A 25,728-nucleotide genomic window follows, 5' to 3' on the forward strand; every position below is an offset into this window, starting at 1 on the left:
CCGTTTAATGTCACACCGCGCGGCTCGTGCTGCGTTCGGCATCACGCATTTTCATGAACCTTGCGTCGGGCTTGGTGCGCAGGATCGCAGGCGCACCGCTTTCGACGATCCGACCCTCTTCCAACGCGAAAACCATATCCGCGAATTCGACCATCGAATAACGATGCGCGATCGTGAGGATAGCCATCGGGGTTTCGATCTTCGCAAGGTTCGCCACGATACGGTTCTGACTTTGCCAGTCGAGCGCGCTCGTCGCCTCGTCGAGGATCAGCAGCTCGGGCTTTCTCAGCAAAGCACGTGCCAGCGCAATCCGCTGGCGTTCGCCCCCTGACAACAGCACGCCACGCTCCCCCAGCAGAGTGTCGAGCTGCGCGGGAAGCGTGAAGACGAAGTCTGCAGACGCGACGCGGAGGGCCGCCTCCATGTCCTGCTGATCCGCCTCCGGCGCGCCAACCTGCAGAGCTTCGCGCACCGTCATCGGTGGCAGATAGGTGTCCTGCGTGACGTATGAAATCCGGTGCCGCCAGCTCCGAATATCCATCGGATCGAGGTCTTGACCGTCTACGAGGATCTTGCCGGTCTCGGGCCGAATGAGGCCGCAAATCAGATCCGCGATGGTCGATTTCCCAGAGCCCGACGGCCCGATCAGCGCCGTCACCTCCCCCGCGCGAACCGTAAGGCTGACATCTTCCAAGGCACGCGGCAGGTCTTCGCCGTGACGATAGGACGCGCTTTCCAACTGGATCTCGTGCCATGGCGCGCGCGTCGCGATCGGCAATCCCGCCGCGACATCGCGCTGGCGGATCATCTCACCTTGGACATTTCGGATATGCTGCCACCCCGGCAAATTCACCAGAAACATCTGCGCCTGCTGCTGAAGCGTCATGAACCGCGGGGCCAGCCGCATCATCACGAGCAGCAAGACCACGATCTCGGAAATCGCGAGGCCGAGCTGCACGAGCGACAGGTAAATGAAGATCACCGCGCCGATCGCCTGGGCAATCTGGAAAATTCCGGAGCCCGTTGCGGTGCGCCGCGCGAATTCGCGCGTGTCCGTCCGCTCCATGTCGAGGATCGCGTCGAACCCCGCGATCTCCGCCTCCTCGAGGTTCATCGCTTTCGCCGTCTTGAGCCCCGACAGGAAACCCGAGACCGCACGAAACTGATCGCGCCGGAGCCCCTGCAGCTTCACACCGTATTCCGCCGACATCTTCCGGTAGGGCCTGAGCGCGAGAAAGGCGACGACGCCAAATACGGCGGATAACACCGTCATCGGCACGGAAATCATGAGCCCCAGCGCCACGTAGAGCACAAGCGATGCAGAGCCCTGGATAAGCGACATCAACAACATCGATGCCATCCGAACCCGCTCCACCTCGCCGACCAGCGCATGTTCAAGATCGGCGTTGCGCTGGCGGACCAGATGATCCCACCGGCTCTCGGCGATGGCGGAAAACAATCCATGCCGCAAGATCGCGGAGAACCTCAGCTGGATATCGGTGACATAGACCGTGCGCATTCGGTTGAACAAAGCCTGCAGAATGAGAAAGCAGACGAGCATTGCCAGCAGCACGGCGAGCGGGAGCGTGAAGCCCGGAAGCGTCACGCCCATGAAGTCGCGCTCAGTGATCTCGATGATCGGTGCGCCTTCCTCCGAACGGGACACGAGGCTCAGGATCGGCAGAAGCAGAAGGACGGAAATGCCCTCGCTGAGGCTGCTCAGCATCAACATGCCCAAGGCGATATAGAGCTTGTTGCCCGCCGCACGACGCATCGTCGTGAAGAGGTTGCGCGCCTCGCTCAGAGACGCTCTGGCGGAGAGAACGTCGCTCAATCCTCGTCTCCGGTCATTGCGCGATCCGTATTCAGATCGGCGCGAATGGCATCCGCGAGGGTCGTCATGGCGTCAAGCGTTGCGGGAAGGCGCAGGATGCGGACCTTCACCCGCCCGGCAAGCGAAACGGCGTCCCGGAAATGGCGATTGGCTGGCTCTCCCGACAGCAGGTTCTCTCCGAAGCGCACCCCGTAGGAGAACCGCAGGATCGCGGGCAGCGACTGGCTGGCGGCCACGTCGGCGGTGGAAGCCATCTCGCCCTCTCCGCGTTCGAGGATGTAGAGACGCACGGCGGGGGCCGCATATTCTGCCGTCGCATCGCGAGGAAGCTGCACCCGCTTCTTGTCGATTGCCGCATGCACATCGCCCCGCGCGACCGATTTCTGCGGCCGGTGCGCCTCAAGGGCCGCGTCGGACAGCTTCACCTGACCGAAGCCCGACAGAACCTCACCGTCCGGCGTAAAGGCGACGAGGTCATCTGCAAGGAGCTTGCCACCGGCATTCAGCAATGCCGCCGCGGAGGTCGACTTCCCCGTGCCCTTATCCGCCATCAGAACGACGGCCTGCCCCCCGAGGGCGACCGCACTCGCATGCAGGACGAAATGCCCCTGACGCCGGAGCGCCTCGAACAGGATCGGACCGAGCAGCGGAAACGCGATGAGGTCGTCGCTGACACCCTCTGCGGGCTCGCAGAGAATTTCCGTGCCATCGAGATTGACGGAGAAGGCCCCGACGGTTTGCCAGTAGAACCGTGTTTCTGAGGCCCCGAACTCGTACCAGGTCGGCAAAGATCTGGCCTTTTCGGGCAGTTCCACCGGCACACGGCGAATGCGCAAGCTGCGCGGCTCCGCAACCGAGCCGGGTACGACAGAGGCCAGTTCCGGGAGTTCAATATCGGAAACAACCTGCATGCCGTATGTGCTGTAGGAATATGCGGGGGTGCCAAGCTCTTGCGCGGCTTCAATATGTTCGAGTTCGGTCACGCGTGGACCTCCCTTATCGGTTCTATTCCATATGCAATCGGTTGGCGGGCGCGTTCTTCGCGCTCGAGCCACATGTCGAGCCAAGCAGCGCGCCAGAGCTGCATGACCTCCAATCCACCGGCATCGGCGGAGGAGTCGAAAAGCGCCCGCGCAGTCTCCTGAAGACGCGCAATATTGACGTATGGCTCAAGTCGTTCGGGCGGGTTGTCGATATACCGCCGCAACTGTCCCTGCGGGTCCTCGCGCATCGCGCGGCGATTGTTGGCGGTGAAATCGACCTTCGTCGATCTCAATCGGACATGCTCCGGCAGGATGCCTTTCATCGCATCGCGCATCAGCGCGCGCGGCTGTCCGTTCTTTATCTTGTCCACATCGGATCGGTTTACGCAAAGCTCGACGACGCGCCGGTCGTAGAACGGAAACCGCAACTGCAGCCCCATGGGGCGCGTGGCTCGATCAAGCAGCTCGAACGCGCTCGGCGTCAGATCCCCGGCGAGCGCGCGCGCATGCGTCGCAAAGCCAAACGGCATATCCGAATAGAGTGCGGTGCTCGCCGCTTCGGAACGCGCGCGCAGATCCAAACGCGAAACCAGCTCCGGCGCGACGATGCTGAACCAATCCGGTTGGGCCGGATCGCTCGAGCTGAAAAGCCGACGCTGCAACCGACCCGCCAATTTCGCGGCGCTTCGGTTTCCGCCGTGGCGCGCATAGGCCATCACGAAAGACGCGACCGCACCACGGCCACCCGCGAACCCGTGCAGCTTGCGCAGCAACGTCCAAAGCTTCGCCCACTCACCGGACCGGGCGAGTTCATTGAGATAGGAAAAGGACGCGCCTCCGATGACTTCATCGCCGCCATGCCCGTCGATCAAAACGGCATGCCCATCCGCCCGCGCCGCGGAACAGATCGTGTGCGTCGTTACCATGCCAAAGCCCGGAAACGGCTGTTGCTGGTTCGTCAGAAAAAGGTCCGAAAGCGTTGGATCGAGTGCTGTTCCAACGCCGCCATTCAACATCTTGGGCCGGAAGTTTCCGGCCTCCAGAACGGCATCGATATATTCGCCCTCATCGAGTTCAGGCGCAGAGGGAAACCGCAGCGAGTAGGTCGGGAAAGGTTCCGACGACAAGCGCGATGCGAGGATCGCCAGCGAACTCGAATCCAGGCCCCCGCTGAGCATCGCGGCGGCGGAGCCTCCGCTCATTGCTTCGCCGGTGGCGTCCGAGAGCGCATCTCGCAAGGCCTCGTCAGTTTGCTCGGCCGCGCTCAGGTCGCGGGGCTCGAGGCTCCACCACGTGCGCTGGGGCGACAGGGTGCCATCGCGATAGTGCATCAGCTTTCCCGGAGGCAAGCGGACGATATCTTTCCAAGCCGTGCGCGTCTGATTTGTCAGCTGCCCCGAGAGATGTTCGGTGATCCAGAGGACGTCATGCTCGGGGCGTTCCCCGGTCACCGCGATGACAGCTTCGGGATCGCTCGCCAACGCAAGCCCGCGCGTATTGGCCCGGTAGACCACCGGCTTGAGACCAAACCGGTCCCGGATGACAAGAAGAGTTGCGCGCTTTGGATCCCAGATTGCGATCGCGAAAGCCCCCTCGAGCACATGGCCGAGCTCGTCGTCGAAGCGATCATAGGCTGCGGCAACAAGTTCGATGGCCGAGCTGTTTGGCGGCATCGCCAGACGCCGCGCCGTGTCGCTCAGGTGGGTCAGGTCCAGGTCTGCCGCGACAAGCGCGCCGGTTGCGCTGCGCGTCGTCTGCGGCCCCGACATGAGAACCGAAGACCGCGCGGATGCTTCAACCACGGCGTTCCGCAGCTCGGGAACGGCTGCCAGCTTGGCGGGATCCGCGAAACCGCCAATTGCGCAATGCAGTGCGGGCCGGTTCATGGGCGCGCCTCGCCTTGCGCAAATGCCGTCATATTCTTCAACAGCGTATGGCGCGCGAATTCCGCGCGCGTTCCACCAAGCACGATAATATTGTCGGACATCAACCAGGCATGCGGACGAAACTCTTCCCCGCCCATCGGCAGCGACAGACGTACGGTGGAGTCGATCCCGCGACGTGCGAGCAAGAGCTGCCCCGACGTGGCCTGGGTCAAGCAGGTCGCTTGCGGGACGAGACGCGCAGCAGCCGCCACGGCCCATGAAATTTCAGCGAGAGTGCCGCGGTCGGCGGCTTTCGGCTCCGGAAAACGCGCGGCATTGGACACCACGATCTTGCGCAATGCATCATGGCGGTGGCGCCACAGATCGACACGCACACGCACGACTGTCACGAGCGCCTCGAACAACAGTCGAGCGTCGTGAAGGATCGGCCGCCTCCAACGCATTTCAAGAAGCCTCGACGAGACCGTTTTCGTGAAGGTCGCTCAGGAGCACCGAGACATCCTCGGCAACGGTGTCGCGCGGAACAGAATAAGCGCCCGAAATCGTATCGATAATTTCTTCGACGCTCTTTTGGTCGCCCAATAGATTCCAGACGATAGCGCCGATCGAATCCAGACTGAAATAGGCATTGGAATTTAAATCCAAAATCGCGACGCCGTCACCATAAGGACAAGCAACACATTCGGAACGAACCCGATATTGGGACATTGCATTCATAGACTACCCACCCACACCTTGAGAGCCACGTTGCATAGAGTGGACAGAGGCGAGACCACGCCCCTGTCCTTCTCATTTTTTTACGAATTACGAGAAGGTAAGACCCGCAATATCCGTACCGGGCGGCAGCACCTGGTCGGCGATCGTGGTGCTACCTGCACCGTGGGTCAGGTCTTCGAGCTTGCCGTGCTTTTGAAGCTGCGGACGAGTATACGTTTTCATCAGTAGATACCCCCTTTTGACGTTACGTACTCATTTTGGCTTGCGCCTCCTAAAGTCTTTAATCAGGCTCCACTTGAGTCAAACCTTAGTCCATTCGGAGCGTCACAGCTTCAGTTCGCTGCGAAAATAACAGGCAAAATCAAGGCAATATTCCCGCGGCCGATTTCAGGGGGTCCAATATGCGAGCATCCCGTCCGAAAACCCGCTCAAGAAATGAGCGCGTTAAAATTTCGCCAGAAAGCTGGACATTTAAAATTGCAACCTTGGGGGAGTTAAAAAGTCGCGCAATTCAACCTGGGGTTGATTTCTCGATGGATTCGATTCGCGATTTCGTGAAGGTAGGCGCGTGAGCTTTCCGGAGAAAGAGCTCATTTACGTGAAGCGGCGCGACTGTTCGACACAGGTCGAAATTCTCAGGAAGATGGCATCCGGTCAAGCGCCGCCGACCAGCACCGACCCTCGCCTTCTCTTTGAAATCGCGCGCGTGAACAAGCTGTTGATGCACCCCGGGTGGCCAGACCTCCAAGGCGACGCGGCCGTACAGGTGAACGCTGAGCTCAACTTCGGACGCATGCGCGGAATGGTTTCGAATAATCGCGGGCTGAAGCTCGCCGCCGAGATCACCGAAGCGCTCGATGCCGGCCAGATTCCGCACCTTCACCTGAAAGGCCCGTTGCAGCAAATCCGGCTCTACGGCACGCCCCTTTTCAAACCGTCCGGGGATGTCGACATACTGGTCGCGCCCAAGGACCGGATCGCGGCGGGAAAGATCCTCGAAGAGGCGGGGTTCAAGCCCACCGAAGCCGAACTCGGCAGCTGGTGGGTGCATTTCCTCGGCGAACGCCATTTCGAAGCGCCCGACCAACCCATCTTCGTGGACCTGCACCATAGCGTCCAACAGCCCGGCTTGCCGCGCCCTCGGAACTTGGTGGGCTTCCTGCATCGGGCGGTGAGGCAGTCGGTCGCGAACAGCACACTGCCGGTGCCGTCCCCGCCAGACATGTGTTTGATCGCCGCAATCACGCTCTGCAAAGCCTTTCTTTCGCATGAACCTGCGGGCTCTGTGGCCCTCGACATGATCAAGGCATTCGAGAGTCTCGAGCTGGACGAGCGCGATCAGCTCGAACAGCTCGCCCGACAGACGGGCCTCTCGGAAACGGTGGATTTCGCAATGGCCCTCGCAACCACCAGCATCGGGCAAGACGACCTCCCGCCGCGATCGCACGAACTGCTTGCCGACCGTTCTGCGGAAACCGTGCGCGACATGGTCTTTCAGCCTTGGAAGAAAGGGCTGAGTTTCCCCAGACGGCGCGAAATTCTGGCAAGCCTCTGCGGGCGCGACCTGTGGCGTCTGGTGCGCGAAAGCAATCGGGCCTTCCTCTCGAACGCCTTCCTTAACGTGATCGCGCGCACACGAAAGCCCGTCGGCGAAGTGGGAGAAACCAAGCGATGACCCCCAAGATTTGCGTCGTAATCACAGCTTATAACGCCGAAGACACGATCGGCGATGCGGTCCGGTCCGCACTCGAACAGCCAGAGGTCGCGGAAGCTGTCGTAGTCGATGATGCTTCCACGGACAGAAGTGCAGAGGCCGCGCAGGACGCCGCGGCGGGTGACGCGCGTCTGATCGTTCTTCGAAACGACAGTAATCAGGGGCCGGCCGCAGGCCGCAACCGTGCAATCGCCGCCTCTCGGTCCCCGTTTCTGGCAGTGCTCGATGCAGATGACTTTCTGCTCCCCGGCCGCTTCTCGCGCCTTCTCGCCTATGAAGGCTGGGATCTGATCGCGGACAATATCGCCTTCGTGCCCGCCGATATGGCGCAGGCCTTCGACCCCACCCGGCTTCCCGGCAGTGAGACGCGGGTTTTCGAACTCGATCTGGCTGGGTTCGTCGAAGGAAACATGGGCAAACGCGGCGAGACGCGGGGCGAACTTGGCTTTCTCAAGCCGCTCATGTCGCGTGCCTTTCTGGAGCGGCACGCTCTGCGCTATGACGAAAGCCTGCGGCTGGGCGAGGACTTCGATTTCTATGTGCGCATGCTCGCGCGCGGTGCGAAATTCCTTGTCACCAATGAATGCGGCTACGCTGCACGCGTGCGGGAAAATTCGCTCTCGGGCCGGCACGGGACGAAGGATCTCGGCGCGCTGATGACAGCGGCATCGGCACATCTCGACGACCAATCAGTCCCCCGCGCCGCGAATTCCGCCATGCGTCGGCATCGCAACCAGATCCGCGATCGCTACCTGCTGCGGCGCTTTCTCGACATCAAGGCGCAGGACGGTCTCGGGGCGGCCTTCGGCTTCTCTATCAAGCCGCCGCGGAACTTCATGCCGATCGCGTCGGGTATCCTGCGGGACAAATTGCGTGCCCAAAAGCAACCCGCCGCACCGGTGACGAATACGCTCCGCCTCTTGCTTCGCCCCGAGGACTAAAGCGCGGTCTGCGGGTTAAATCCGCCTACGCCTGCTCCTGCGCCCATTGCGGCAACAGCCACCGCGCCCAGGCCCCTGCCCCATCCAGAGCCTCCGGAATGACGTCGTTCGCTTCGGAAAGGGCGCTCAACTTCGCGGCCATTTTCGCGGGCGGCGAGGCCCACCGCGCACCGGGCGCGACCGGTTTCGGTACGCTGACATGCATTTTCTCCGCGACGGATGCGGACGCGATTTCATCGGCCAGCACGTCAGCCCCTTCCTCGGCCCCGAGAGAGACCCGAACCGCACGGCGCTCCGGGCCAATCGCGTCTTTGCCTTTGCGTCTCTCGGCGAGACTTCGGAGAACGTCCTGCGCCAGAGACGGACGCCGCGCGATTTTTATCGCTGCCGCCGCGAACTGCCGGGCTTTCAGGTTGGCCACGAGCGCTTCGAACGCAGCCATCTTCTGCAACCCGCGATGGCGCGCGGCCAGCTGCGCGGCAACGGTTGGGTCCAGCCCCTCCGACAACCGCTGCTGCGCGCGGACCATTGCGTCGATGGCAGCAGGCGAAAGCCGATGTGAAATAGAGGCATTGTGTCGACGGTACAGATACATCGGGTCGGGCAACGCACAGAACTTCGCCCCCTTCAGCAAGAGACGCAGGACGAAATCGAAATCCTCGCCAATCCGCAGATCGGGATCGTAACGCAGATCGCCGAGGATCGCGCGACGGATCATCGGCTTGAGATACCCAAGCGGCGGGAGCTCGGTCTCCGGCGCGGCGGCCTCGACCCACAGCTTCGCCGTAATCTCGAGCGGCGCCACCAGAGACATCGGTTCAAGCAAAGTGCGACCGCCCGATCCCGGCACGGTCCCGAAGAAGACCATGTCATCCGCGATAACATCCGCACCCAGCGTTTCCGCCCCTTCCAGCATCCGCTTCAGCCGCTCTGGATGCATGAGGTCGTCACTGTCGAGAATGGCGACCCACTCGCCTTTGGCCCGCTCGAGCGCGCGATTGCGTGCGGTTGCCGGGCCGGAAGACGTATCGGCTGTCAGCACGTCGATGCGCGGATCCTGCCGCGCGAAATCCTGTGCAATCGCCACGCTGTCATCGTCCGATCCATCATCGGAGACGATCAGCCGCCAGTCCGATACGGTTTGGCGGCGTAGCGATGCGATTGCAGCCGCGAGATAGGACGCGCCGCACCAATTCGCCATGATAACCGTGATGCGCTCTGCCAATACAGTCTCCACCAGTGATGAAGACACGCTAGCCCATGCAGGCGGCCGAGTCGGCGGCACGCGCGCCTGACAAGAAAGCTGCCGAAGTCAGGTCTGCATCACGCTGCATTTGCGAGCCACAGAAAGCGAAACGCCAAAAAATCCATCGCTTTGAGACAGCTACGCCCGAGGCCTCCTGCATGTGCCACCAAAGCCCGAGCGATTCGACTGCGGGGCGCGGTACAAAGGCTGCATGTCGATCTTACGCATCCTTTCTTGTCTCGTCGCTCTCGCCATTTTGGCACCGAGCCTCGCCCGCGCGGAGAAACCTCTGGGCGGAGCCTTCTTCGACAGTTTCGACAGCTTCAACAAGAAGCGATGGTATATCTCCGATGGCTGGACCAACGGCGACCACCAGAGCTGCACCTGGGCACGGCGTGCCCTCAAGCTCGAGAAAAGCAAACTGGTCATGTTTTTCCTGCCCGAGGCGGGACCGGACAAGACGAACCTGTGCGCCGAGATTCAGACCCGCGCGAGATACAGCTACGGCACTTACGAGGTGCGGCTGAACACGCCGAAGAATTCGGGGCTCAACGCTTCGTTCTTCACCTATATCGGGCCGGTCCACGGCATGCCGCATGACGAGATCGACATCGAGATCCTCACCAAAGACCCCTCGAAAGTCTCGCTCAATCGATACCTCTCGGGCAAACCGATGGGCGGCGGGGAATTCCCCCTGCCGAAACCGACGACCGAAGGGTTCCAGACGCTTGCCTTCCGTTGGGAGCCGGGCGCGATCACTTGGTATGCCGACGGCAAGGAAATCCTGAAGGTCACTTCAGGCGTGCCCAGCGCGGCTCAGAAAATCTATCTGTCCTTCTGGAGCACGCAGACGCTGAGCGAATGGATGGGGCGCTATAAGAAGCCCCCCGGCCCCTTGCGCTACACGATCGACTGGGTCGGTTACACGCCGCTCGGCGAGACATGCCAATTCCCTGAATCGATACTGTGCAAGGAACCATGACGGCCCAAACTGCACATGGCGGCTATCCGTATCGAAATGAGATCGTGATCAGCCCGACGGCGCTCTTCGCGACATTGGCGCTGTTCATCCTGCACATCACGCCGAAGATCGGGACGCTGGGCGCGCTCGGCTTTCTGATCGTCGGGTGCTTCCTGATCCTTCGGCAACCATGGCGTTCGCGCGACGAGATCGTCGATATGTGGTGGCTTCTCGCGCTGCCCGGCTGGACCGTGCTTTCGGTGCTCTGGTCGGATGCGCCAGCTCTCAGCCTTCGATACGGCATCCTTCTGACATTCACCTTCATGGTCGCCATCCTGATTGCGCGGCGCCTGTCCCCGCTCAACTACTACAAGGCCGTTTTCTATTCTTTCGCCGCGGTCAACATCATCAGTGCGGTGCTGGGGCGCGAGCGCGCAGATGGGCTGGGCTTCCTCGGGATATTCCACAGCAAGAACGCAATGGCGAGCACCGCCTCGATGCTGCTCATCTCGGCGGCACCGCTGTTTTTCGACCGCAGCCTGCCGCGATGGCTGCGCTACTCGGGCGTGGCGATGACCCTGCTGGCCGCGCTGCTTCTCGTGAAAGCGCAATCCGTCGGCGCGATCCTTGCGAGCGTGGGGGCTTTGGCCGTCGCCGTGGGGATCGTGCTTCTCTCGCGAACCTCGGCATGGAAGCGGTTCTTCCTGCTCGTCATGATGTCGATGCTATTGCTTCTGGCAATTCTGCTCATCATGGCGAATTTCAGCCATGTCGAGTCATGGTTCTTCCATTCGACGGGCAAGGACGTCACGCTCACCGGGCGCACCGACCTCTGGGCGATCGCGATAAGACAGATTGCCGAACGTCCGGTTCTTGGCACAGGTTTCCAGGCGTTCTGGATTCCCGGCCAGCCCGTCGCGGAGGAAATCTGGGCGCAGTTCGGGATCGCGTCGAAATCCGGTTTCCACTTCCACAACACCCTGCTGACGAATGCCGTGGAGCTCGGCCTGCCCTTCGCGCTGCTGCAGACCGGCATCGTCTTCTGGGCCGGCTATGTCGTGATTGTCTGGGCGATCCGCGATGTGCGCGCCGAAACGATCTTTTTCGCGGCCTTCATGATCCGTCAGTTCGTTCTGTCGCTGGTCGAAGTGACATATTTCTTCCAGTTCGATCCGATCACGGTGATCACGGTCGGCGCGATGGTTTACGCGATCCGATTGCGACGCGGCGAATAGGCAGGACGCGCCTCAGCCGTTGCTTCCGGTTGCCTGCTCTTGCGGAGCTTCCGTCGTGGCCGCTGTCTCGTTGGGGTCACGCGAAAGCGTCACCTCCACGAGGTCACCCGGCGAAAGCCGCGTGTCGAAATCGGCAACGGTCTTCGCAGCCCCCCCGCCTGCAGGCGTGACGACGACCTGCAATTGCGGGCCGCCCTCTTCGCCTGCCAAGCCTGCGCCGATAGCGCTCGGCACGGCCAGCCGCATCAACCCACGTTGAAGGTCGAGGCGCTCACGCACATCGGAAAGTTCGGATTCCGCTTTCTGCTTATCGTTCAGCAGCTGTGTGATGCGCCCGGCGCCCAGATCGAGACGATCATTTTCGGCGCGGGCCAGTGCTTGACGAGACCGCAAAATCGCAGTGTCGACATCGAGGATCTGACTTTGGATTGCGGCAAGCTTCTGTTCGGCTTCGATTGCCCGGTTACTGGGGCTCAGGCCGCGATCAACGAGCTGCGCAACCTTGTCGCGCTGCTCTGCAATCAACTCCCGTTGGTGGTCCAAGCCTTTGGATTTTTGCTGCAACTTGTCGATCTCTTGAGTCAGGAGGGTCACCTGCCCGTCCACGAGTTCGCTTTTGCGCTTCGCCGAGTCGAGCCGCAATTTCAGAAGCGACTGCTCTTGTGCAACGCGCAACTCTCCATCCTGCCCGAGTGAGGCAGCCGTCGGAAAATTCGCATCACTGGTGCCAGCCTGTTCCGCGTCAAGACGCGCGATGCGCAGACGCAAATCGCCCTCTTGCCGCGCCAGCTGGGCCTCCTGTGCCGCGATCGAAAGATATTGGGACATCGTCCCATCGCCGGAGACGCCGGTCAGCCCGCCCGCGAGTGCGAGGGCGTGACGGACAGTCATCCCGGAGGTGAAGTCCACCGGCCCCGGCTTTCTCGCGAGCCCGCCGACGATCACCGGCGCACGCTGGGTGACGCTCAGCTGAACATCGAGCTGTTCCGTCAGCGCCAACGTATCCTTCAGCCGCGCCGAGATTTCCTCAGCGACAGCCTCAGCCTCGCGACCCTTCGTCTCGACCGTCCCGATAAACCCGATATCCAAGGCACCGTCGGACGAGATTTCATATGGCCCCTTCAGCGCGGCCCATTGCGCCATTTCACCGGCGACGCTGCGCCACTCAACGATATTGAGCGAGACAACATCACCGGCTTCAAGCTTTTCGGCATAGGCCGGAAATGCAGTCAGCGCAGTTACGGCCAACGGAAAGAGGAAACGCCGTAACGGGACACAGGACATTGGCACTGCTACCTCGCCCCGCTCGCAAACAGAACCGCCGGGATCGTGAGAACGAGAACCTTGATATCCAGGAGCACGTTCCACGACATCACGTAGTGGCGATCGAGAAGCACCCGCGTCGCGTAGCCAGTGTCGCTACGTCCGCTGATCTGCCAGAGGCCCGTCACACCGGGACGCACGCGCAGATAGTGACGGCCAGAGCGGCCATATTTGCGCATTTCCTCGTCAACGACGGGACGCGGCCCGACGAGGCTCATCTCGCCGACAAGCACATTGATCAGTTGCGGAAGTTCATCGAGGCTGAGCTTGCGCAGGACAGCCCCCAAAGGCGTGACCCTCGGATCATCATGCAGCTTTCTCTCTTCTTCCCAGATAGTGCGCTCTTCGGGGAAACGCCGGAAATGCTCTTCCAGGATCCGGTCGCCATCGACGACCATCGTCCGGAATTTCCAGCACCGAAACTTCTTGCCGCCCCGACCGACGCGGACGTGTCCGAAAAGCACGGGCCCCGAACTCGTCATACAGACAAGCGCGGCAACCCCGAGCAAAAGCGGAACAAGCAACGGCACGAAAACGAGCACAAGCAGCAGGTCGAGCCCACGCTTGGCAATATCTCCTGCAGGACGCTCAACGAGCGGTTCAGCAGAAGCAGCACTATGGACTGTAGTCGGAGCAAAGAAGTGCCCCTTACGCGTTTCAAAGGTCATGTTTTCACCCCCCAGTGAAAGAGCGACAGTTTGAAATCCCTCGATTAACGATTTGGTAACCTTGCGAAACGAACAAGACCAAATGCCCCTTTCGCACCTGCAGCATAAATTTCGCATCACCGATCCGCGAAATTGCGCCATTCTGGAGGCGGTCCGCACGAAAAACGGGCGCTAGGAATCCAATTTGAGGATTATGGGCGGCAGAATCACCTTTAATCCCAGGTGCGAAGCTCGTTCGCTCTCCCAGAATTCCGCTAAATCGCGGAATTACCCCTAATTCGAAGAAATTCCTGCGACTTATTTTAGCGATGGCCAGAAAATTGGCCAATTGTGTGGCAGGCGTACGGTTTCATTAAGAGCGCTCGCCCCGTTCAGCGCTTTGCACCTCACAGCGCGGGCCGTTCCTCAGTAAGCCATTGGTATGAAGATGCCGCGACCGGCCCTTTCAAAGGAGGCCGCAGACGCAGCGGCGGCTGCCGACCGCAGCCTGAAGCAACGGTGAGAAGACGGAGGATGATGTGACGACGCCCCGAATTCGCCTCCATCTCGGAGCCCACAAGACAGCGACAACCTATCTCCAGGCGCGCCTCGAATTGAACGCGAAGCTTCTTGCCTCGCAAGGTGTCGCTTTCTGGCCGATCAATAATGTGCGGCCCCTTTTCCATCAGGCATGGGCGGAAAGCGAAGGCACGAGCAGGTCGGAAAAGCTCAAGGCACTCTCGGGCCGTCCAACGCGCCTCGACAAGCTTGGATCGAAGATCTCGAGCCTGTTCGACACCTCGGACGAACTGCTTGTTTCCGAAGAGAACCTGTTGGGCGAAACGGGTGAATTCCTCGACGGGGCGTTCTATCCGACGGCGATATCGCGGCTCCGCCTTTTATCGACATTCCTGCCGGATCGCCCCTTGGATATCTGGCTCTGCATCCGGTCCTATCCCGACTTCCTGGCGTCGATCTATGGCGAAGCGATCCGCTTCTCTCCCGTGCCGCCCCCAGAACAATTCGCATCCGCCTTTTCCTCACCGCAGGGGGCGTGGCTGCAGATCATCGACGACATTCGCGATGCCTTGCCGCACGCGAATGTCTTCATCTGGCGCTACGAGGATTTCCGCGACCTCGAGCCCCGCATCCTCGAAGGTTTGAGTGACGTCGAGGCTGAGGCGTTTGAGCCGCTGCAGAACCCAACTGTGCGGGGAAGCGCTTCCGACAGTGCAATCCGCGCCATGGCCGAGACCGCTGAACCGCTCTCAGCGACGGAATGGCGGTTTCGAATGTCGGCTCTGGAGCATGAGTATCCGGTGCAAGGCGCACAGGACCGGTTCTCCCCATGGCCCGAGGACCAATTCCGAAAAATGCAGCAAGACTACGTTTCGGACATCTCCGCGATTGAAGCGCGCGCGGATATCACGTTCATCCATTGATCGCCGGGCGACCACCTCGATCATAGCTTGCTGCGAAAGGACCCCCAGAATAGATGACCGACACACGGACACGCCTGCTGAAGGGAGCCGTCTGGATCGCGCTCGGAAGCATGATCGCGAACGGAATCGGGTTCCTGAACACGATCATCATGGCCCGGCTTCTGGTGCCCGAGGATTTCGGGCTTGTGGCAATCTGTGCTGCAGTGATGGCCATTCTTCTGTCGCTCGCGGAAATGCCCCTGTCGGAGACGCTGGTGCGCCATGACGCCCCGACCGAAGAGCATTTCAACACCGTCTTTTCGATGTCCTTCGCGCGTGGCCTCATCGTCGGGGGCGCGGTGGCCGCGCTGTCCTACCCGGTCGCGTTGCTCTATGGCGATATGCGACTGCAGAACATCCTGCTCGTGATGGCGGGGTCCTTCGTCTTCGCCGGTCTCGCAAATCCAAAACTCGCCTTGTTCGAGCGAGAACTGGTTTTCCATCAAGTCGTCCTCATGAAGGTCGGGGAGAAACTCTTCGGCACGATCGTCGCAATTACGCTTGCACTCGTGTTTCGATCCTATTGGGCCTTGGTGCTGGGCGCCGTGGCCTCGGACGTCGCCCGGATCGTTCTCTCCTATGTCTTCTATCCCTTCCGGCCCCGCCTGACCTTCAGCAAGTATCGCGAGATCCTCTCTTTCTCGATCTGGATCACCTTGGGCACTTGGATTCAGGCGATGAACTGGCGCGCCAATCCGCTGCTGTTCGGGGCCGTGCTGCCAACCAACATTCTGGGGCAGTACAGTTTCGGCAACCGGATCACGAATGTTGTCATCGCTCAGCTGAACCAACCCCTGCAAAGGACGTTCTTCCCGGCCTTTTCCCGGGTGAAGAACGATCGGCAAAAACTCGTATCCGCCTATAAACGTGTGCAGGGTGTTGCTTGCCTCTGGATTTTCCCCTTCGGCTTCGGCCTCGCGGTGGTCGCCCATGACCTTGTCGCGCTGGTCTTGGGGGAGAAGTGGATGCCCGCCGTCCCCGTCATTCAGATACAGGCGATCATCCTAGCCTTGCAGGCGACGGTGGCGATCCAGCCGATCGCCATGGCAACGGGAGACACCCGGCATCTCTTTTTCCGCGACCTGCGTGCATTCTTCATTCGATGGCCACTGATCCTGCTCGGGATGTATCTCGGCAGCGCGAGCTATTACGGCATGCTCATCGGCGCCCTGATTGGCGGCGCGGTGGCGGTCGTCATAAATATTATCTGGAACATGACCCTGGTCACGCAGATCGCAGGCATCAGGCTGCGCGAGCAGCTGCAACTCGCCCTGACCCCGGCGATCGCGGTGGCCTTCATGACCCTGGTCGTCTGGCTCAGCGGTAGCCTGTGGGAGAAGCCGCCGAGCGTCCCTCTGGAGGCGGTGCGTCTGGTGAGCCTGATTACGATAGGCGGCATGGCCTACGTGGCTGCGGTCGCCGCGCTCTGGCAATTCAACGGGCGCAAAGCGGGGCCGGAACTCGAAATGGCTCAGTTGTTGAAGGCGCTGTTCACGAAAGCATCGAAGTTTCGCCGGACTTCTTGATCGCGCGCTCCGCGAAACGCTTCGAAAGCGCGCGTTTCAGGCGGAGGATTTTCCCGCGGTCATCGTGTGACTTTTGCAGGTGAACGAGCCAATTCTGCGACACCGAGGCCAGAAGCGCTTCATCGACCTCTTCTCCAAGCCACTCGAGCAGAGGGCGGAACCCGTCCGGTTTGCCCTTGTACTCGGCATAGTCGATCAAGAAGGCCCGATCTCCGAGCGCCTTTGCCGACGCCTCGAAACGGCGGTCCGCATCCTCGATCAGATCGCGGATCCGTTTCATGTTCGACTCGTAGCGCCACCAGCCGGACTCTGCGACCTCGCGCCAATCGCGCGTGTTGAAGATGATACGTGCGCCGGGAAAATATTGCGTCAGAAACGCGATGGAGCTCTCATACTCTGCCAGCGAAGTCTCATGGGCAGTGAACCGGATTTCCTTGAAGCCGGTGACGCGTGTGTCCGGGTCCGGGCGTAAGATCTCCTCGACAAACGCACCCGCCAGCTTTTGGCCCCAGCTGTCGACCTTCGGATCGTTGATCCCGAACCAGGGCGCGTCCGGATTATGGGACTTTGCATGCGGGTGCTCCTGCGCCTCGGCAAGCACGGAAACGCTCATGCCAAGATGGTTGGCAATCCCGTTATTCTCGCCGCGAATGCAATACCCCTCCAACCTGTTGAGCAAGTTGAGCAGGACCGTTGAACCGGACCGACCGTAAGTGACGACAAAAAGATACTGCATTCTCTGGGCTACCTTTGAACTGTATCGAGCACTCCCCACTCGAACCTAAGCGAGCCCTGCGCCCTCTTCACCGCGTGACGGTTCTCGCGCCTCCGATCCGACCCCGAGTTGCAATTTATTTGGGCAGATGCGGGCGCGACGGATAAGAAACCGGCGCATCTCATATGCGAGTCGGCCACCGAGGGCTCCGGCGCGCGGGCTATCTTGCTCGGCTGGGGCAGCCCTCCTACCGTTTTTCGAAGCGATACTCAGGAACGGAAACCTGCCCGTGCCTGCCTTCAGGAAAGCGTTTTCAAATTGCGGCAAGAAACGATGGCCTCACAGTCCCGACCTTTAGCCGAGCAGCTTCCACGCGACGACGCGTCCCCGCGATATGCGGCGCTGATCAGGGCCTATGAATGCCCGCCATTGCTTGCAGAGGTGGTCGAGAAACTCCGCGAGCAGAGCTTCCCGCCAGAGGACATCATCATCGTGGATTCCTCGCATGATGCAGCGGTGCGCGACCAGTTCGCGGCCCTGGGCGCGACCGTCGTTCCCTACGACGACACCGAGTTCAACTATTCCAAGGCGATCAACATCGGCGTCGAGGCGAACACGCTTCCCTATACGCTCATCTTCAGCAGCCATGTTGTCTTCGACGATCCGAAGTTCGTGGAAAACGGCTGGCGGGAGATGAAAGCGCGAGACCTCGAGATCGTCTACTGGGCGCCGGCGCATTCCGAATGCCCGGACCCGAGCAAGCTCGAACCCGTCTCGATCACCCCTCGGCTCTTTAACGGTCGCAACGGGATCTCGAATAGCGCCGCGTTGACGCCCACGGCTCTGATGCGCGAACGTCCTTTCCGCGAAGAGGTCTTCTCAGCCGAGGATCAGGAATGGACGCGTTACTATCTGAAGCGCTTCAAGCGGCCCGTGCTCCGGATCGAGAGCGAGAAGTTCCGCTACCTCAACCCCAATCACGGAGAGACCGTCTGGAGTCAGGCCAAACTTCTCAATGAAGAACTCGCGATCGGGCATTTCGTGAATCGAAGATTGGTGATGCCCGACCGGATCGCCGCACGTTTTCTGCGCGGTGTGCTCGCCACCATCCGCCGACGCCCCGATCGTGCCCGGATGCATTTCGCGATCGCCAAAGCTCTGCTGGCAGCGAATTTCAAGCCTCCCAAGAGACAGTCCCGATATTTCTAACAGGCGCACTGATCGCAAAGGACTCCGAATGATGTACGACGTCCGCGAGCCGCATGCCGCGTATGACCCGAACGTGATCGACATCGTTTGCGTGACCGATTCCAACTATGCGCCCCATTTCGTGTCGCTGCTGAAATCCATCGAGGCGGGCAAAGGCGCGGAGAAGATCCGGGTTCACGCGATACTCGATTCCGTAGATGAGGCACGGTTCTCGAAGATCGCAGAGACTGCGACGGGTCTCGAAATCCATCCCTATCACGTGGCGGATCATAAGGCGCTGAAGCTTCCGCCGATCCTGCATATCAGTCGCGCGACCTACCTGCGCCTCATCATGGCAGAGCTTCTGCCGCAGGACATCTCACGCGTGATCTATCTGGATATCGACATGGTTGTGACCGGAAGTCTCGTCGACCTCTGGAGCACCGATCTGAAAGGTTTGGCCTGCGGCGCCGTGCAAGACGCGTTCGTGGACCCGACGAACTTCGCGCGGCAACATGAGCTGCCGAGCGAGGGCACTTATTTCAATGCCGGTGTCCTCCTGTTCGATCTCGACGCGGTCCGGGCCACGGACGCATTGTCCCAAGCGCTCGACATGCTCCTGGCCGCGCCCGAGAAATACGAGTTCGCGGATCAGGACGCATTGAACAAGGTATTCTGGGAGAACTGGTCACCGCTGGACGCGAAGTGGAATTTCCAACGCCTCTTTCTTTGGGAAGGGTGCGACTACACCTCTTCGGTCCCTCTGGCTCAGGCTTTGCCGCGGATCATTCATTTCACAGAGTCGCCGAAACCCTGGCAGGCCGCCGAATGGCACCCCTATGCGTGGCTCTACTGGAAATATCTCCGCCGCACGCCCTTTCTTGCGGAGGTCATGGAGCGCGAGAAGGTCTGTTGGCTCAGGCTTCTGAAGTTCTGGCTGAAGTTTCACCTGAAGAAACCGCGCTCCTGAGCGCATAGAATGCCGGCGCCGGAAGGCAAGCACATGCGGTGACGAGCTACACTTTCAACTCATTCCGCAGCCCCGAGCCTAGGACGCTGGCGCATGCTTCTAAGGATAGCTCTCTGGAGTGTCGCGGTATGACGCTCAAAAAGCCAATGAACACACCACGCGAGCAAGAAGGAAGACAGGATATACACCCCGAATAGGACCATCCCGTTCCCCAAAGCGTCGAACCTCGCGACATGACGCATCGAACTGAGCAACGCCATCAGAGGGAAATGAACAAGATAAAGAGAGTAAGAGATTTTGGAGAGGAACTCTGCCAGCCGCGCGCCGTGGTCGAAAACCGGATTTGAGAGCGCGATCACAGCGAAAAACGCCGCGACAGCCGTGATGTAGAGTGAGCCGATTGAGTAATCATTGACGAACTTGAGAGCGGACATGACGACGAAAAGCGCGAAGACCACCGCGAGCGCGTAGACCGCTTTCGTTGCAACAAGGCGTCCGAGAAGCCCGTCGCGTGCTTTCCACGCGAAGTATCCAAACAACCAAGTCGGGAAGAGCACGGCCAAGTCGAGCCCGATGAACCACATCGTCAGAACGAAGAGCGCGGCAAAAAAGAGCTGATAACGACCTGGTTTCAATGCAAAAAAGCCGAGGGGAAAAGCGACGTAATACCAAAATTCGTAGGCGATGCTCCAAAGCGGTCCATTACTTCCGTAAACGGGCACGAGAATATTGTGCAGGAAGAAAGCATTGCCCAGAAAAACGAGGACGCCGTTGGCCACCGGCTCGTTCGGGGCGCTCGCGAACTCGGCCCCAAACTCACCTCGATAGTAAGCCGGGTCAAATTGAGATGCTCCAAGCCAGTCGAACATTGCTGTCATGACGAGTACCGGGAGCAAGACGATACCCAAACGGACCACCCTGTGAACCGCGTACTCTTTCCACGACCATCGACCTTCGTGATAGGCCCGATCCACGGAGCCAGCGACCAGATAGCCTGAGAGCACGAAGAAAATGATTACGGAATAGGTGCCGAGACCGGTGAGCAAATAGAAGACTTTGGCGACGACCGTTGGGTCGTTCGCAAGCTCGGAGAAGTCGACGAAAAGGAAAGCTCTCGCGTGGCCGATCATCACCAGTATCGCGGCGATTGCGCGAAGCCAGTCGAGACCTACAATCTTCTGTGCCATTGCGCGCCCTCGTAGCTCGAACGGGGCAGGGCGATTTCGATGCGAAGAAAACTTGGGTGCCGCGCTCCCTCAACTCAGGGAGCGCGCATACCATCCGCAAGGCAAGTATTGCTCATCGCGGCCATCCGAGACCAAGGAGCCACACACGTTAAATGAAGCATTGTTGGTCTGCATGCGAAGAAATTACGCAAGCGAAGAACACGCAGATTTGAAAGGACCATCGATCCGCTCTGCACGGGGGCAAGACCGCCCCTCACATGCTTCGCGACGTTAACGGTGCCCTCAGTTATTGCAGGGCGCGCAGAGAGGTCAGGACCTCGTAATTGGGGCAATCCGTGGGGATGGCCTGCGGGCCTTCGCCCTTCTCTGCCAAAACAGCGAGGCAGAACTCGGTGCGTCCGCAGGTGCGGCAAGTGGTGATCATCTCGGCGAAATCGGCTTGCGTGAGGAAGCCGTTATGCATCGCTTCGGAGATATTCACGCCAAGACGCCGCGCCATACCGCGCGTCACCCAGAAGTTCAGATCGATTTCGCTTTGCATTCCCATCATTCCACTCCTTGGGGTTCGGCGCCGATGGTGGCGCGCAGCCGCGACATCATCAGGCGGTTTTCGCAATAGGCGGGAGGTGCCTTCGCGGGGTTGCTTTGCGGGTCATGCTCGGCCAGCCAGAGCAGGCAGGCCCCGGCCTCGCGGCACTTGGTGCAGCGGATCAGCGCGTCTCTCCAGCCCTCGCCACTGAGTCGTCCGCTGGCCATTTCCATGCTGAGATCGCCGCCCATCTGCTGGGCCATCCGGTTCATCATCGCCGCGTGGCGATTGAGATGTTTGGCAGCGGTCATGGCGGCCTCCCTTGAACAGTCATCCCGGTGATGGGGGGACTCTGCCGTAGGGTCCGCAATTTCGATATGATTCAGATCAAGCGTTGCGATCCGAGGTATCGCCGTCGATTTCATGTCCGACATTGCAGTCCAGATCGGGCGCGAAGCGCGCGGCCAACGCCTGCGCTTCCTCTGCGACCACGGCGCGGTCGCGCCTCAAGGTCATCGCGGATTGCGAATGGGCTGCGGCGCGCAGGGCCTGATGCGCGGCGGGACGGCCGAAGTGATTGGGATGCATTTCGGCTACGGCTTCCAACACTTCCTGCTGGCGCAGAGCGACTTCCAGATGCCCCGCCCCATCGCGCCCGATCGCGGCGAAAGCGTCCTCGGTATATTGCTCGGGCGTCACCGCGCGCACATAGACGCGGTCGAAGACGCATTCGGGGCTGTTCGGCGGATGCCATTCGGCCAGCACCCTCGCCAGACGCCCCAGAATGTCGATCCCGGTACCGGGGTCGTTGATCGCGGGCGAAAGCGCGCGAGAGGCGATCTCGGCCAAAGCGATCAGCCCGAATTGGGGGTCCTGATCATAGTCGCGGGCATGGTCGATGGTGAAGGCGTCGCGCGCGGCCTCTTCGATCTCCTCGCGGGTCTCGGTATCGCCCGGCAGCGCATCGCATTGGACCAAATGAGACGCCCCATGGACGAATTCGCCGGGCCGCGCGCAAAGCCAGATCCGGCAGTCATGCGCCTCGGCGACCTTTTGCAGCGCGCCCATATCGACATGCTGCACATGGCCGGTCCGCGTCGAGGTGATCCCGAAGACCCCCACGGGCGGCTCCTCCCATTCCTTGCCGCCGAGCCACGGCCGCTCGCAGCGTGCCTTCAGCGCCGTGCTCGCCGCAGTCTCGACCCGGCTGATCACATCGCCGAGCCGGCCGAATTCGCTCAGATGCTGCACCCAGCGCAACAGCGAGATCACCACCAACGCCACCACGCCAAGCGTCACCACCAGAAGGATGAACCGCCCCGAGTCGTCATAGACATTCGTCTCGAGCGCGATGATCCCGACCAGAGAGAAGACGAAAGAGCCGATGAAGCTCGCCAGCACGTTCTGCGTGACGCGGTCGGTCTGCATCAACTTGATCGCGCGCGGCGTGGCCCCTGTCTGGGCCGAGCTGAACGCGGTGATCATGATCTGCAACGAGAAGGTGGTGACGGTCAGCATCGCGGTCGCGATGATCTTCAGGATCGGCTCCACCGAGCCTGCCCCCATCTTGTAGCCGAGATCCGGCGGCACGAGATAGCCGAAGCCCGCCGATCCCAGCGCGGTCAGGACCCCCAGCACGCCGAAGGCCGTCACCCGCACCCAGATCTCCCGCAGGATGACCTTCAGCCGCCAGCGCAGTCGCGAAAAGATTGCCATTGGTTCTGTGTTCCCGTCCCCAGTTCCCGCGTCCCGGACCCGCCTTTGCCGGGGGCCTCTATGTCAAATCTCAAGTGCGCAGGCCCTGAACGGGTTCCCTCAGCTGCCCGCCGGGATCTTGCCCGCACGCAATTGGGCGACGGTGTCGCGCACCACGTCGAAGCGCAGCTTGTTGGGCGGGTGGGTGCCCAGCGTCTTGTCGCCCGGGTCGGGCAGGCGCAGGAAGAACTGCGCGCCTTTGAGCGGATCGTAGCCCGCATCCCATGTGATGATCGTGCCGAGCCGGTCGGCCTCCAGCTCGTAATCCTTGGAGTAGAGCCGCGAGCCGATCTCGGCCCCGATCCTGCGCGCACGCTGTACGGTCAGGGGATCGGCGCCCTGTGCCTGCACCGCACGGCCCAGATAGGCCGCTCCCACCGCCGCGTCGCGTTCGCGCGCCGCGATATGGCCCGCGATGTGATGGGCGGCCTCGTGGCCGATCACGAAGGCCAGTTCGTCGGCATTGCGCACCTCGGCGATCATCGCGAGCGTCACCCCGATCACCGGACGGCCCGAGCGGTCAGTCGTCTGAAACGCATTCGCATCCAGATCGAGCCGGTCATCGACCACGAAAAGGTAGTCGCAGTTGAGCTTGCGCGTGCGCTTTCGGCATTCCTGCTCGATCTGCGGCTCCATCCGGTCGCCCACAGCGACCAGCCGCGATACGGCCACTTCGGCGCGCTGCCTGTCTTCGGGCGAGATTTCGGTCTGCGGCATAGGCGCCATCGTCGGCACGCAGCCCGAAAGCAGCGTCACGGCGAGCGACAGGATTGCGAGGAGAAAACGGAAGGAAGGCATCGACGGGAAAGCGCCCCTGAAAGAGGATTTCCCACAGCTTAACGATTTGGCTCGCAGCAGCATAGCCTCCTGCACGCGATCGCCTGCAAGCAGCGGCGTGATTTCGCTTTTTCGGATCGAAAAGCCGCGCTAGCATAAGAGCATGTTTACCATCGAACACGAATTCGACGCGACCGTGATCACCCTTGTCGACGAGGGGACGGATCCGCTTGATTATCTGCAGGAAGACATCACGATCAGCTCCTTCGAGGACTGCGTCGTGGTCGAACAGCTCGACGAGCAGACCGAGCAGGTGCAGACGGTCACCTTCAGCCATGCCCAGCTGCGCGAACTCGCGGCGGCGCTCAACCTGCCCGAAGGCGTCTATCGCCTGAAGCAGACGGGAAGCACCTCCAGCGAGGACGGTTGATCCCCCTGCCCGCGCCGCGATGCGCTCTCAATCGAGGCGAAACACCTTGTCGCGCGCGGTCTCGCCCCGGATCAGCGTCAGCCGCGATTTCGCGACGCCCAGCGCCTTTGCCAGCAATTTGACGACCGCCGCGTTGGCCTTGCCGTTCTCCGGCACGACCGTGACATAGGCCCGAAGCCCCTCTTCGCTTTCCCGAATCTCGTTGCGCGACGCTTTCGGCGTCACGCGCAGCGCGATTTCGCTGCCCGGAATGGCAAGGTGGCTGAGATCCGTCATCGCGCCGCAGCATAGACCCTGCTCAATGGCGCACAAGCCAGTTGCCCATGCTGCGGTTGCAATCGCGCGCCGAGCGCCCGATATCTGGCGCAACAGACGGAGATTTTCATGACTGAACTGCCCGAAGTGAACCCGGCCGAGCGCAATGACGCGGCGATGGCTTTCCTTCTGACCCGCCGGTCGCGCCCGGCCAAGACCCTCAAGGCCCCTGCCCCCGATGAGGCCGCGCTGCGCGAGATCCTGACCGCCGGCGCGCGCACGCCCGATCACGGGAAGCTGGAGCCGTGGCGCTTCATCACCATCACGCGCGAGGCCGCGCAGCGTCTGGGCAGCGAGGCCGAGACCCGCGCGAAGGCGCAGGGCCTGCCCGAAGACAAGATCGCCAAGGCGGGCAAGCAATTCCATGACAGCCAGCTTTGCGTGGCCGTGGTCTTTTCGCCCAAGCAAAGCGAGAAGGTGCCGCAGGTCGAGCAACTCTATTCCGCGGGCGCGGTTTGCCTGTCGCTGCTGAACGCCGCCCTCGCGGCGGGCTGGGGTGCGAACTGGCTCACCGGCTGGGCCGCGCATGACGAAGCCTTCGGGCGCGAGATGCTGGGCCTCAAGGAGGGCGAAAGCGTCGCAGGCTTCATCCATCTGGGCACCGAGGGCGTCGCGCCTCCGGAACGCCCCCGTCCCGACCTCGACGCGATCACGACGCGGATTTCGGAATGATCATCTCGAGCTATGTGAAAGCCTGGGCCGACCTGCTGCGGCCCGGTGCGATGAAAGTCGTTGGCTTCGGCGTGGCCCTCTCGCTGGGCCTTCTGGTCGCGATCTATGTGGCGATGGTGATGCTGATCGGCTGGCTGGTGCCGGACAGCTTCTCGCTGCCCTTCATAGGCGAGATCGGCCATATCGATACCGCGCTGTCGATCGTCTCGGCGGGCGTGATCCTGTTCGCCTCGATCTTCCTGATGGTGCCCGTGGCCTCCGCCTTCACCGGTTTCTTCCTCGAAGACGTGGCCGAGATGGTGGAGGACGTGCATTATCCGACCCTGCCGCCGGTGCGCAAACTCACCTTCGCCGAAGGGATGCGCGACACGGTGCGGTTCTTCGGCGTGATCCTCGTGGCCAACATCATCGCGCTGATGATCTACCCCTTCGTGATCCCGCTGGCGCCGTTTCTGTTCTTCGGGCTGAACGGCTACCTTCTGGGGCGTGAATATTTCCAGATGGCCGCCTTCCGGCGGATGGAGCGTGAAGCGGCACTCGAACTATACGAGCGCAACAAGGTCACGATTTGGGCCGCGGGCGCGCTGATGGCGGTGCCGCTGTCGATCCCTCTGGTGAACCTGTTCGTGCCGGTACTGGGCGCTGCGGGCTTCACCCACCTATTCCACGCGATCACCGGTCGCCGCGGGTGACGGG

General features: G+C 61.2%; 27 protein-coding genes. 11 read left to right on the forward strand and 16 right to left on the reverse strand.

Annotated features, from left to right (window positions below):
* Positions 1-10 precede the first annotated feature (10 nt).
* The 6 genes from BMI91_RS08745 to BMI91_RS20285 all read right to left on the reverse strand — a co-directional run bounded on the left by BMI91_RS08745 (position 11) and on the right by BMI91_RS20285 (position 5,642).
* Positions 11-1,834 carry an ABC transporter ATP-binding protein gene (locus tag BMI91_RS08745; protein WP_078604692.1) on the reverse strand — a complete coding sequence of 608 codons (1,824 nt, stop codon included), beginning with the start codon at positions 1,832-1,834 and terminating at the stop codon, positions 11-13.
* Complete coding sequence (locus BMI91_RS08750) at positions 1,831-2,817, reverse strand: phosphoenolpyruvate carboxykinase (ATP) (RefSeq protein WP_078604693.1); 987 nt, start codon at positions 2,815-2,817, stop codon at positions 1,831-1,833. The genes BMI91_RS08745 and BMI91_RS08750 overlap by 4 nt, the downstream gene beginning before the upstream one ends.
* Positions 2,814-4,703 carry an asparagine synthetase B family protein gene (locus BMI91_RS08755; RefSeq protein ID WP_078604694.1) on the reverse strand — a complete coding sequence of 630 codons (1,890 nt, stop codon included), beginning with the start codon at positions 4,701-4,703 and terminating at the stop codon, positions 2,814-2,816. Before BMI91_RS08755 ends, BMI91_RS08750 begins: the two co-directional genes overlap by 4 nt.
* On the reverse strand, positions 4,700-5,107 hold the full coding sequence (locus tag BMI91_RS08760) for a lasso peptide biosynthesis B2 protein (RefSeq protein ID WP_198453201.1): 408 nt from the start codon (positions 5,105-5,107) through the stop codon (positions 4,700-4,702). The genes BMI91_RS08755 and BMI91_RS08760 overlap by 4 nt, the downstream gene beginning before the upstream one ends.
* Positions 5,108-5,147: 40 nt before the next feature.
* The gene (locus tag BMI91_RS08765; RefSeq protein ID WP_078604695.1) at positions 5,148-5,420 is read right to left on the reverse strand and encodes a PqqD family protein; all 273 of its coding nucleotides are present in this window, start codon (positions 5,418-5,420) and stop codon (positions 5,148-5,150) included.
* An 87-nt stretch (positions 5,421-5,507) separates the two neighbouring features.
* The gene (locus tag BMI91_RS20285) at positions 5,508-5,642 is read right to left on the reverse strand and encodes a hypothetical protein (RefSeq protein WP_256365664.1); all 135 of its coding nucleotides are present in this window, start codon (positions 5,640-5,642) and stop codon (positions 5,508-5,510) included.
* 346 nt (positions 5,643-5,988) lie between these two features.
* On the opposite strand from BMI91_RS20285, the gene BMI91_RS08770 reads away from it, so the two are divergent.
* Both BMI91_RS08770 and BMI91_RS08775 read left to right on the forward strand, forming a co-directional pair.
* The gene (locus BMI91_RS08770) at positions 5,989-7,095 is read left to right on the forward strand and encodes a nucleotidyltransferase family protein (protein WP_146684037.1); all 1,107 of its coding nucleotides are present in this window, start codon (positions 5,989-5,991) and stop codon (positions 7,093-7,095) included.
* Positions 7,092-8,075: a glycosyltransferase family 2 protein gene (locus BMI91_RS08775; protein ID WP_078604697.1), complete on the forward strand. Its 984-nt coding sequence runs from the start codon at positions 7,092-7,094 to the stop codon at positions 8,073-8,075. Before BMI91_RS08770 ends, BMI91_RS08775 begins: the two co-directional genes overlap by 4 nt.
* Positions 8,076-8,100: 25 nt before the next feature.
* On the opposite strand, the gene BMI91_RS08780 is transcribed toward BMI91_RS08775, so the two are convergent.
* On the reverse strand, positions 8,101-9,300 hold the full coding sequence (locus tag BMI91_RS08780; protein ID WP_078604698.1) for a glycosyltransferase family 2 protein: 1,200 nt from the start codon (positions 9,298-9,300) through the stop codon (positions 8,101-8,103).
* A 277-nt stretch (positions 9,301-9,577) separates the two neighbouring features.
* Between BMI91_RS08780 and BMI91_RS08785 the strand changes: the two genes are divergently transcribed.
* Both BMI91_RS08785 and BMI91_RS08790 read left to right on the forward strand, forming a co-directional pair.
* Positions 9,578-10,303, forward strand: a complete 726-nt coding sequence (locus BMI91_RS08785; protein ID WP_158522121.1) for a family 16 glycosylhydrolase — start codon at positions 9,578-9,580, stop codon at positions 10,301-10,303.
* Positions 10,300-11,517, forward strand: coding sequence for an O-antigen ligase family protein (locus BMI91_RS08790; RefSeq protein WP_078548385.1), 1,218 nt, complete (start codon positions 10,300-10,302; stop codon positions 11,515-11,517). Before BMI91_RS08785 ends, BMI91_RS08790 begins: the two co-directional genes overlap by 4 nt.
* 12 nt (positions 11,518-11,529) lie before the next feature.
* On the opposite strand, the gene BMI91_RS08795 is transcribed toward BMI91_RS08790, so the two are convergent.
* Positions 11,530-12,885, reverse strand: a complete 1,356-nt coding sequence (locus tag BMI91_RS08795) for a polysaccharide biosynthesis/export family protein (protein ID WP_146684039.1) — start codon at positions 12,883-12,885, stop codon at positions 11,530-11,532.
* Positions 12,810-13,508 (reverse strand): sugar transferase, encoded by a 699-nt coding sequence (locus tag BMI91_RS08800; protein WP_078569956.1) that lies wholly within the window; start codon positions 13,506-13,508, stop codon positions 12,810-12,812. Before BMI91_RS08800 ends, BMI91_RS08795 begins: the two co-directional genes overlap by 76 nt.
* A gap of 518 nt (positions 13,509-14,026) precedes the next feature.
* Here BMI91_RS08800 and BMI91_RS08805 point away from each other — a divergent pair.
* Both BMI91_RS08805 and BMI91_RS08810 read left to right on the forward strand, forming a co-directional pair.
* Positions 14,027-14,929 carry a hypothetical protein gene (locus BMI91_RS08805; RefSeq protein WP_078604701.1) on the forward strand — a complete coding sequence of 301 codons (903 nt, stop codon included), beginning with the start codon at positions 14,027-14,029 and terminating at the stop codon, positions 14,927-14,929.
* A gap of 53 nt (positions 14,930-14,982) precedes the next feature.
* Complete coding sequence (locus BMI91_RS08810; RefSeq protein WP_078604702.1) at positions 14,983-16,494, forward strand: lipopolysaccharide biosynthesis protein; 1,512 nt, start codon at positions 14,983-14,985, stop codon at positions 16,492-16,494.
* Here BMI91_RS08810 and BMI91_RS08815 read toward each other — a convergent pair.
* On the reverse strand, positions 16,460-17,230 hold the full coding sequence (locus BMI91_RS08815; protein WP_078604703.1) for a sulfotransferase: 771 nt from the start codon (positions 17,228-17,230) through the stop codon (positions 16,460-16,462). The two genes, BMI91_RS08810 and BMI91_RS08815, sit on opposite strands and share 35 nt — an antisense overlap.
* Positions 17,231-17,338: 108 nt before the next feature.
* On the opposite strand from BMI91_RS08815, the gene BMI91_RS08820 reads away from it, so the two are divergent.
* The gene (locus tag BMI91_RS08820; RefSeq protein ID WP_146684042.1) at positions 17,339-18,418 is read left to right on the forward strand and encodes a glycosyltransferase; all 1,080 of its coding nucleotides are present in this window, start codon (positions 17,339-17,341) and stop codon (positions 18,416-18,418) included.
* A 28-nt stretch (positions 18,419-18,446) separates the two neighbouring features.
* Positions 18,447-19,367, forward strand: a complete 921-nt coding sequence (locus BMI91_RS08825) for a glycosyltransferase family 8 protein (RefSeq protein WP_078604705.1) — start codon at positions 18,447-18,449, stop codon at positions 19,365-19,367.
* 59 nt (positions 19,368-19,426) lie between these two features.
* Here the strand turns inward: BMI91_RS08825 and BMI91_RS08830 are convergent, their stop codons facing one another.
* The 5 genes from BMI91_RS08830 to BMI91_RS08850 all read right to left on the reverse strand — a co-directional run bounded on the left by BMI91_RS08830 (position 19,427) and on the right by BMI91_RS08850 (position 23,636).
* Positions 19,427-20,554 (reverse strand): acyltransferase family protein, encoded by a 1,128-nt coding sequence (locus BMI91_RS08830; RefSeq protein ID WP_078604706.1) that lies wholly within the window; start codon positions 20,552-20,554, stop codon positions 19,427-19,429.
* Between the two features lie 286 nt (positions 20,555-20,840).
* Complete coding sequence (locus BMI91_RS08835) at positions 20,841-21,101, reverse strand: DUF6455 family protein (RefSeq protein WP_078542044.1); 261 nt, start codon at positions 21,099-21,101, stop codon at positions 20,841-20,843.
* On the reverse strand, positions 21,101-21,394 hold the full coding sequence (locus tag BMI91_RS08840) for a DUF6455 family protein (RefSeq protein ID WP_078520475.1): 294 nt from the start codon (positions 21,392-21,394) through the stop codon (positions 21,101-21,103). Before BMI91_RS08840 ends, BMI91_RS08835 begins: the two co-directional genes overlap by 1 nt.
* A 76-nt stretch (positions 21,395-21,470) precedes the next feature.
* Complete coding sequence (locus BMI91_RS08845) at positions 21,471-22,799, reverse strand: DUF2254 domain-containing protein (RefSeq protein WP_078604707.1); 1,329 nt, start codon at positions 22,797-22,799, stop codon at positions 21,471-21,473.
* 99 nt (positions 22,800-22,898) lie between these two features.
* Positions 22,899-23,636 (reverse strand): M48 family metallopeptidase, encoded by a 738-nt coding sequence (locus tag BMI91_RS08850; RefSeq protein WP_078604708.1) that lies wholly within the window; start codon positions 23,634-23,636, stop codon positions 22,899-22,901.
* Positions 23,637-23,778: 142 nt separating this feature from the next.
* On the opposite strand from BMI91_RS08850, the gene BMI91_RS08855 reads away from it, so the two are divergent.
* The gene (locus BMI91_RS08855) at positions 23,779-24,045 is read left to right on the forward strand and encodes a hypothetical protein (protein WP_078542046.1); all 267 of its coding nucleotides are present in this window, start codon (positions 23,779-23,781) and stop codon (positions 24,043-24,045) included.
* A gap of 27 nt (positions 24,046-24,072) precedes the next feature.
* Here the strand turns inward: BMI91_RS08855 and BMI91_RS08860 are convergent, their stop codons facing one another.
* Positions 24,073-24,321: a DUF167 domain-containing protein gene (locus BMI91_RS08860; RefSeq protein ID WP_078542047.1), complete on the reverse strand. Its 249-nt coding sequence runs from the start codon at positions 24,319-24,321 to the stop codon at positions 24,073-24,075.
* A 108-nt stretch (positions 24,322-24,429) separates the two neighbouring features.
* On the opposite strand from BMI91_RS08860, the gene BMI91_RS08865 reads away from it, so the two are divergent.
* Both BMI91_RS08865 and BMI91_RS08870 read left to right on the forward strand, forming a co-directional pair.
* The gene (locus BMI91_RS08865) at positions 24,430-25,032 is read left to right on the forward strand and encodes a nitroreductase family protein (protein WP_078604709.1); all 603 of its coding nucleotides are present in this window, start codon (positions 24,430-24,432) and stop codon (positions 25,030-25,032) included.
* Positions 25,029-25,724 (forward strand): EI24 domain-containing protein, encoded by a 696-nt coding sequence (locus BMI91_RS08870; RefSeq protein ID WP_078548420.1) that lies wholly within the window; start codon positions 25,029-25,031, stop codon positions 25,722-25,724. The genes BMI91_RS08865 and BMI91_RS08870 overlap by 4 nt, the downstream gene beginning before the upstream one ends.
* Positions 25,725-25,728 lie beyond the last annotated feature (4 nt).

It is taken from the genome of Thioclava sediminum (assembly GCF_002020355.1).
GTDB lineage: Bacteria > Pseudomonadota > Alphaproteobacteria > Rhodobacterales > Rhodobacteraceae > Thioclava > Thioclava sediminum.

Coding starts and splice junctions, on each gene's coding strand:
- BMI91_RS08765 (WP_078604695.1), bottom strand. CDS start 5,420: ATGAATGCAATGTCCCAATATCGGGTTCGTTCCGAATGTGTTGCTTGT.
- BMI91_RS08790 (WP_078548385.1), top strand. CDS start 10,300: ATGACGGCCCAAACTGCACATGGCGGCTATCCGTATCGAAATGAGATC.
- BMI91_RS08755 (WP_078604694.1), bottom strand. CDS start 4,703: ATGAACCGGCCCGCACTGCATTGCGCAATTGGCGGTTTCGCGGATCCC.
- BMI91_RS08815 (WP_078604703.1), bottom strand. CDS start 17,230: ATGCAGTATCTTTTTGTCGTCACTTACGGTCGGTCCGGTTCAACGGTC.
- BMI91_RS20285 (WP_256365664.1), bottom strand. CDS start 5,642: ATGAAAACGTATACTCGTCCGCAGCTTCAAAAGCACGGCAAGCTCGAA.
- BMI91_RS08850 (WP_078604708.1), bottom strand. CDS start 23,636: ATGCCTTCCTTCCGTTTTCTCCTCGCAATCCTGTCGCTCGCCGTGACG.
- BMI91_RS08835 (WP_078542044.1), bottom strand. CDS start 21,101: ATGGGAATGCAAAGCGAAATCGATCTGAACTTCTGGGTGACGCGCGGT.
- BMI91_RS08810 (WP_078604702.1), top strand. CDS start 14,983: ATGACCGACACACGGACACGCCTGCTGAAGGGAGCCGTCTGGATCGCG.
- BMI91_RS08830 (WP_078604706.1), bottom strand. CDS start 20,554: ATGGCACAGAAGATTGTAGGTCTCGACTGGCTTCGCGCAATCGCCGCG.
- BMI91_RS08845 (WP_078604707.1), bottom strand. CDS start 22,799: ATGGCAATCTTTTCGCGACTGCGCTGGCGGCTGAAGGTCATCCTGCGG.
- BMI91_RS08865 (WP_078604709.1), top strand. CDS start 24,430: ATGACTGAACTGCCCGAAGTGAACCCGGCCGAGCGCAATGACGCGGCG.
- BMI91_RS08825 (WP_078604705.1), top strand. CDS start 18,447: ATGATGTACGACGTCCGCGAGCCGCATGCCGCGTATGACCCGAACGTG.
- BMI91_RS08870 (WP_078548420.1), top strand. CDS start 25,029: ATGATCATCTCGAGCTATGTGAAAGCCTGGGCCGACCTGCTGCGGCCC.
- BMI91_RS08800 (WP_078569956.1), bottom strand. CDS start 13,508: ATGACCTTTGAAACGCGTAAGGGGCACTTCTTTGCTCCGACTACAGTC.
- BMI91_RS08840 (WP_078520475.1), bottom strand. CDS start 21,394: ATGACCGCTGCCAAACATCTCAATCGCCACGCGGCGATGATGAACCGG.
- BMI91_RS08775 (WP_078604697.1), top strand. CDS start 7,092: ATGACCCCCAAGATTTGCGTCGTAATCACAGCTTATAACGCCGAAGAC.
- BMI91_RS08860 (WP_078542047.1), bottom strand. CDS start 24,321: ATGACGGATCTCAGCCACCTTGCCATTCCGGGCAGCGAAATCGCGCTG.
- BMI91_RS08855 (WP_078542046.1), top strand. CDS start 23,779: ATGTTTACCATCGAACACGAATTCGACGCGACCGTGATCACCCTTGTC.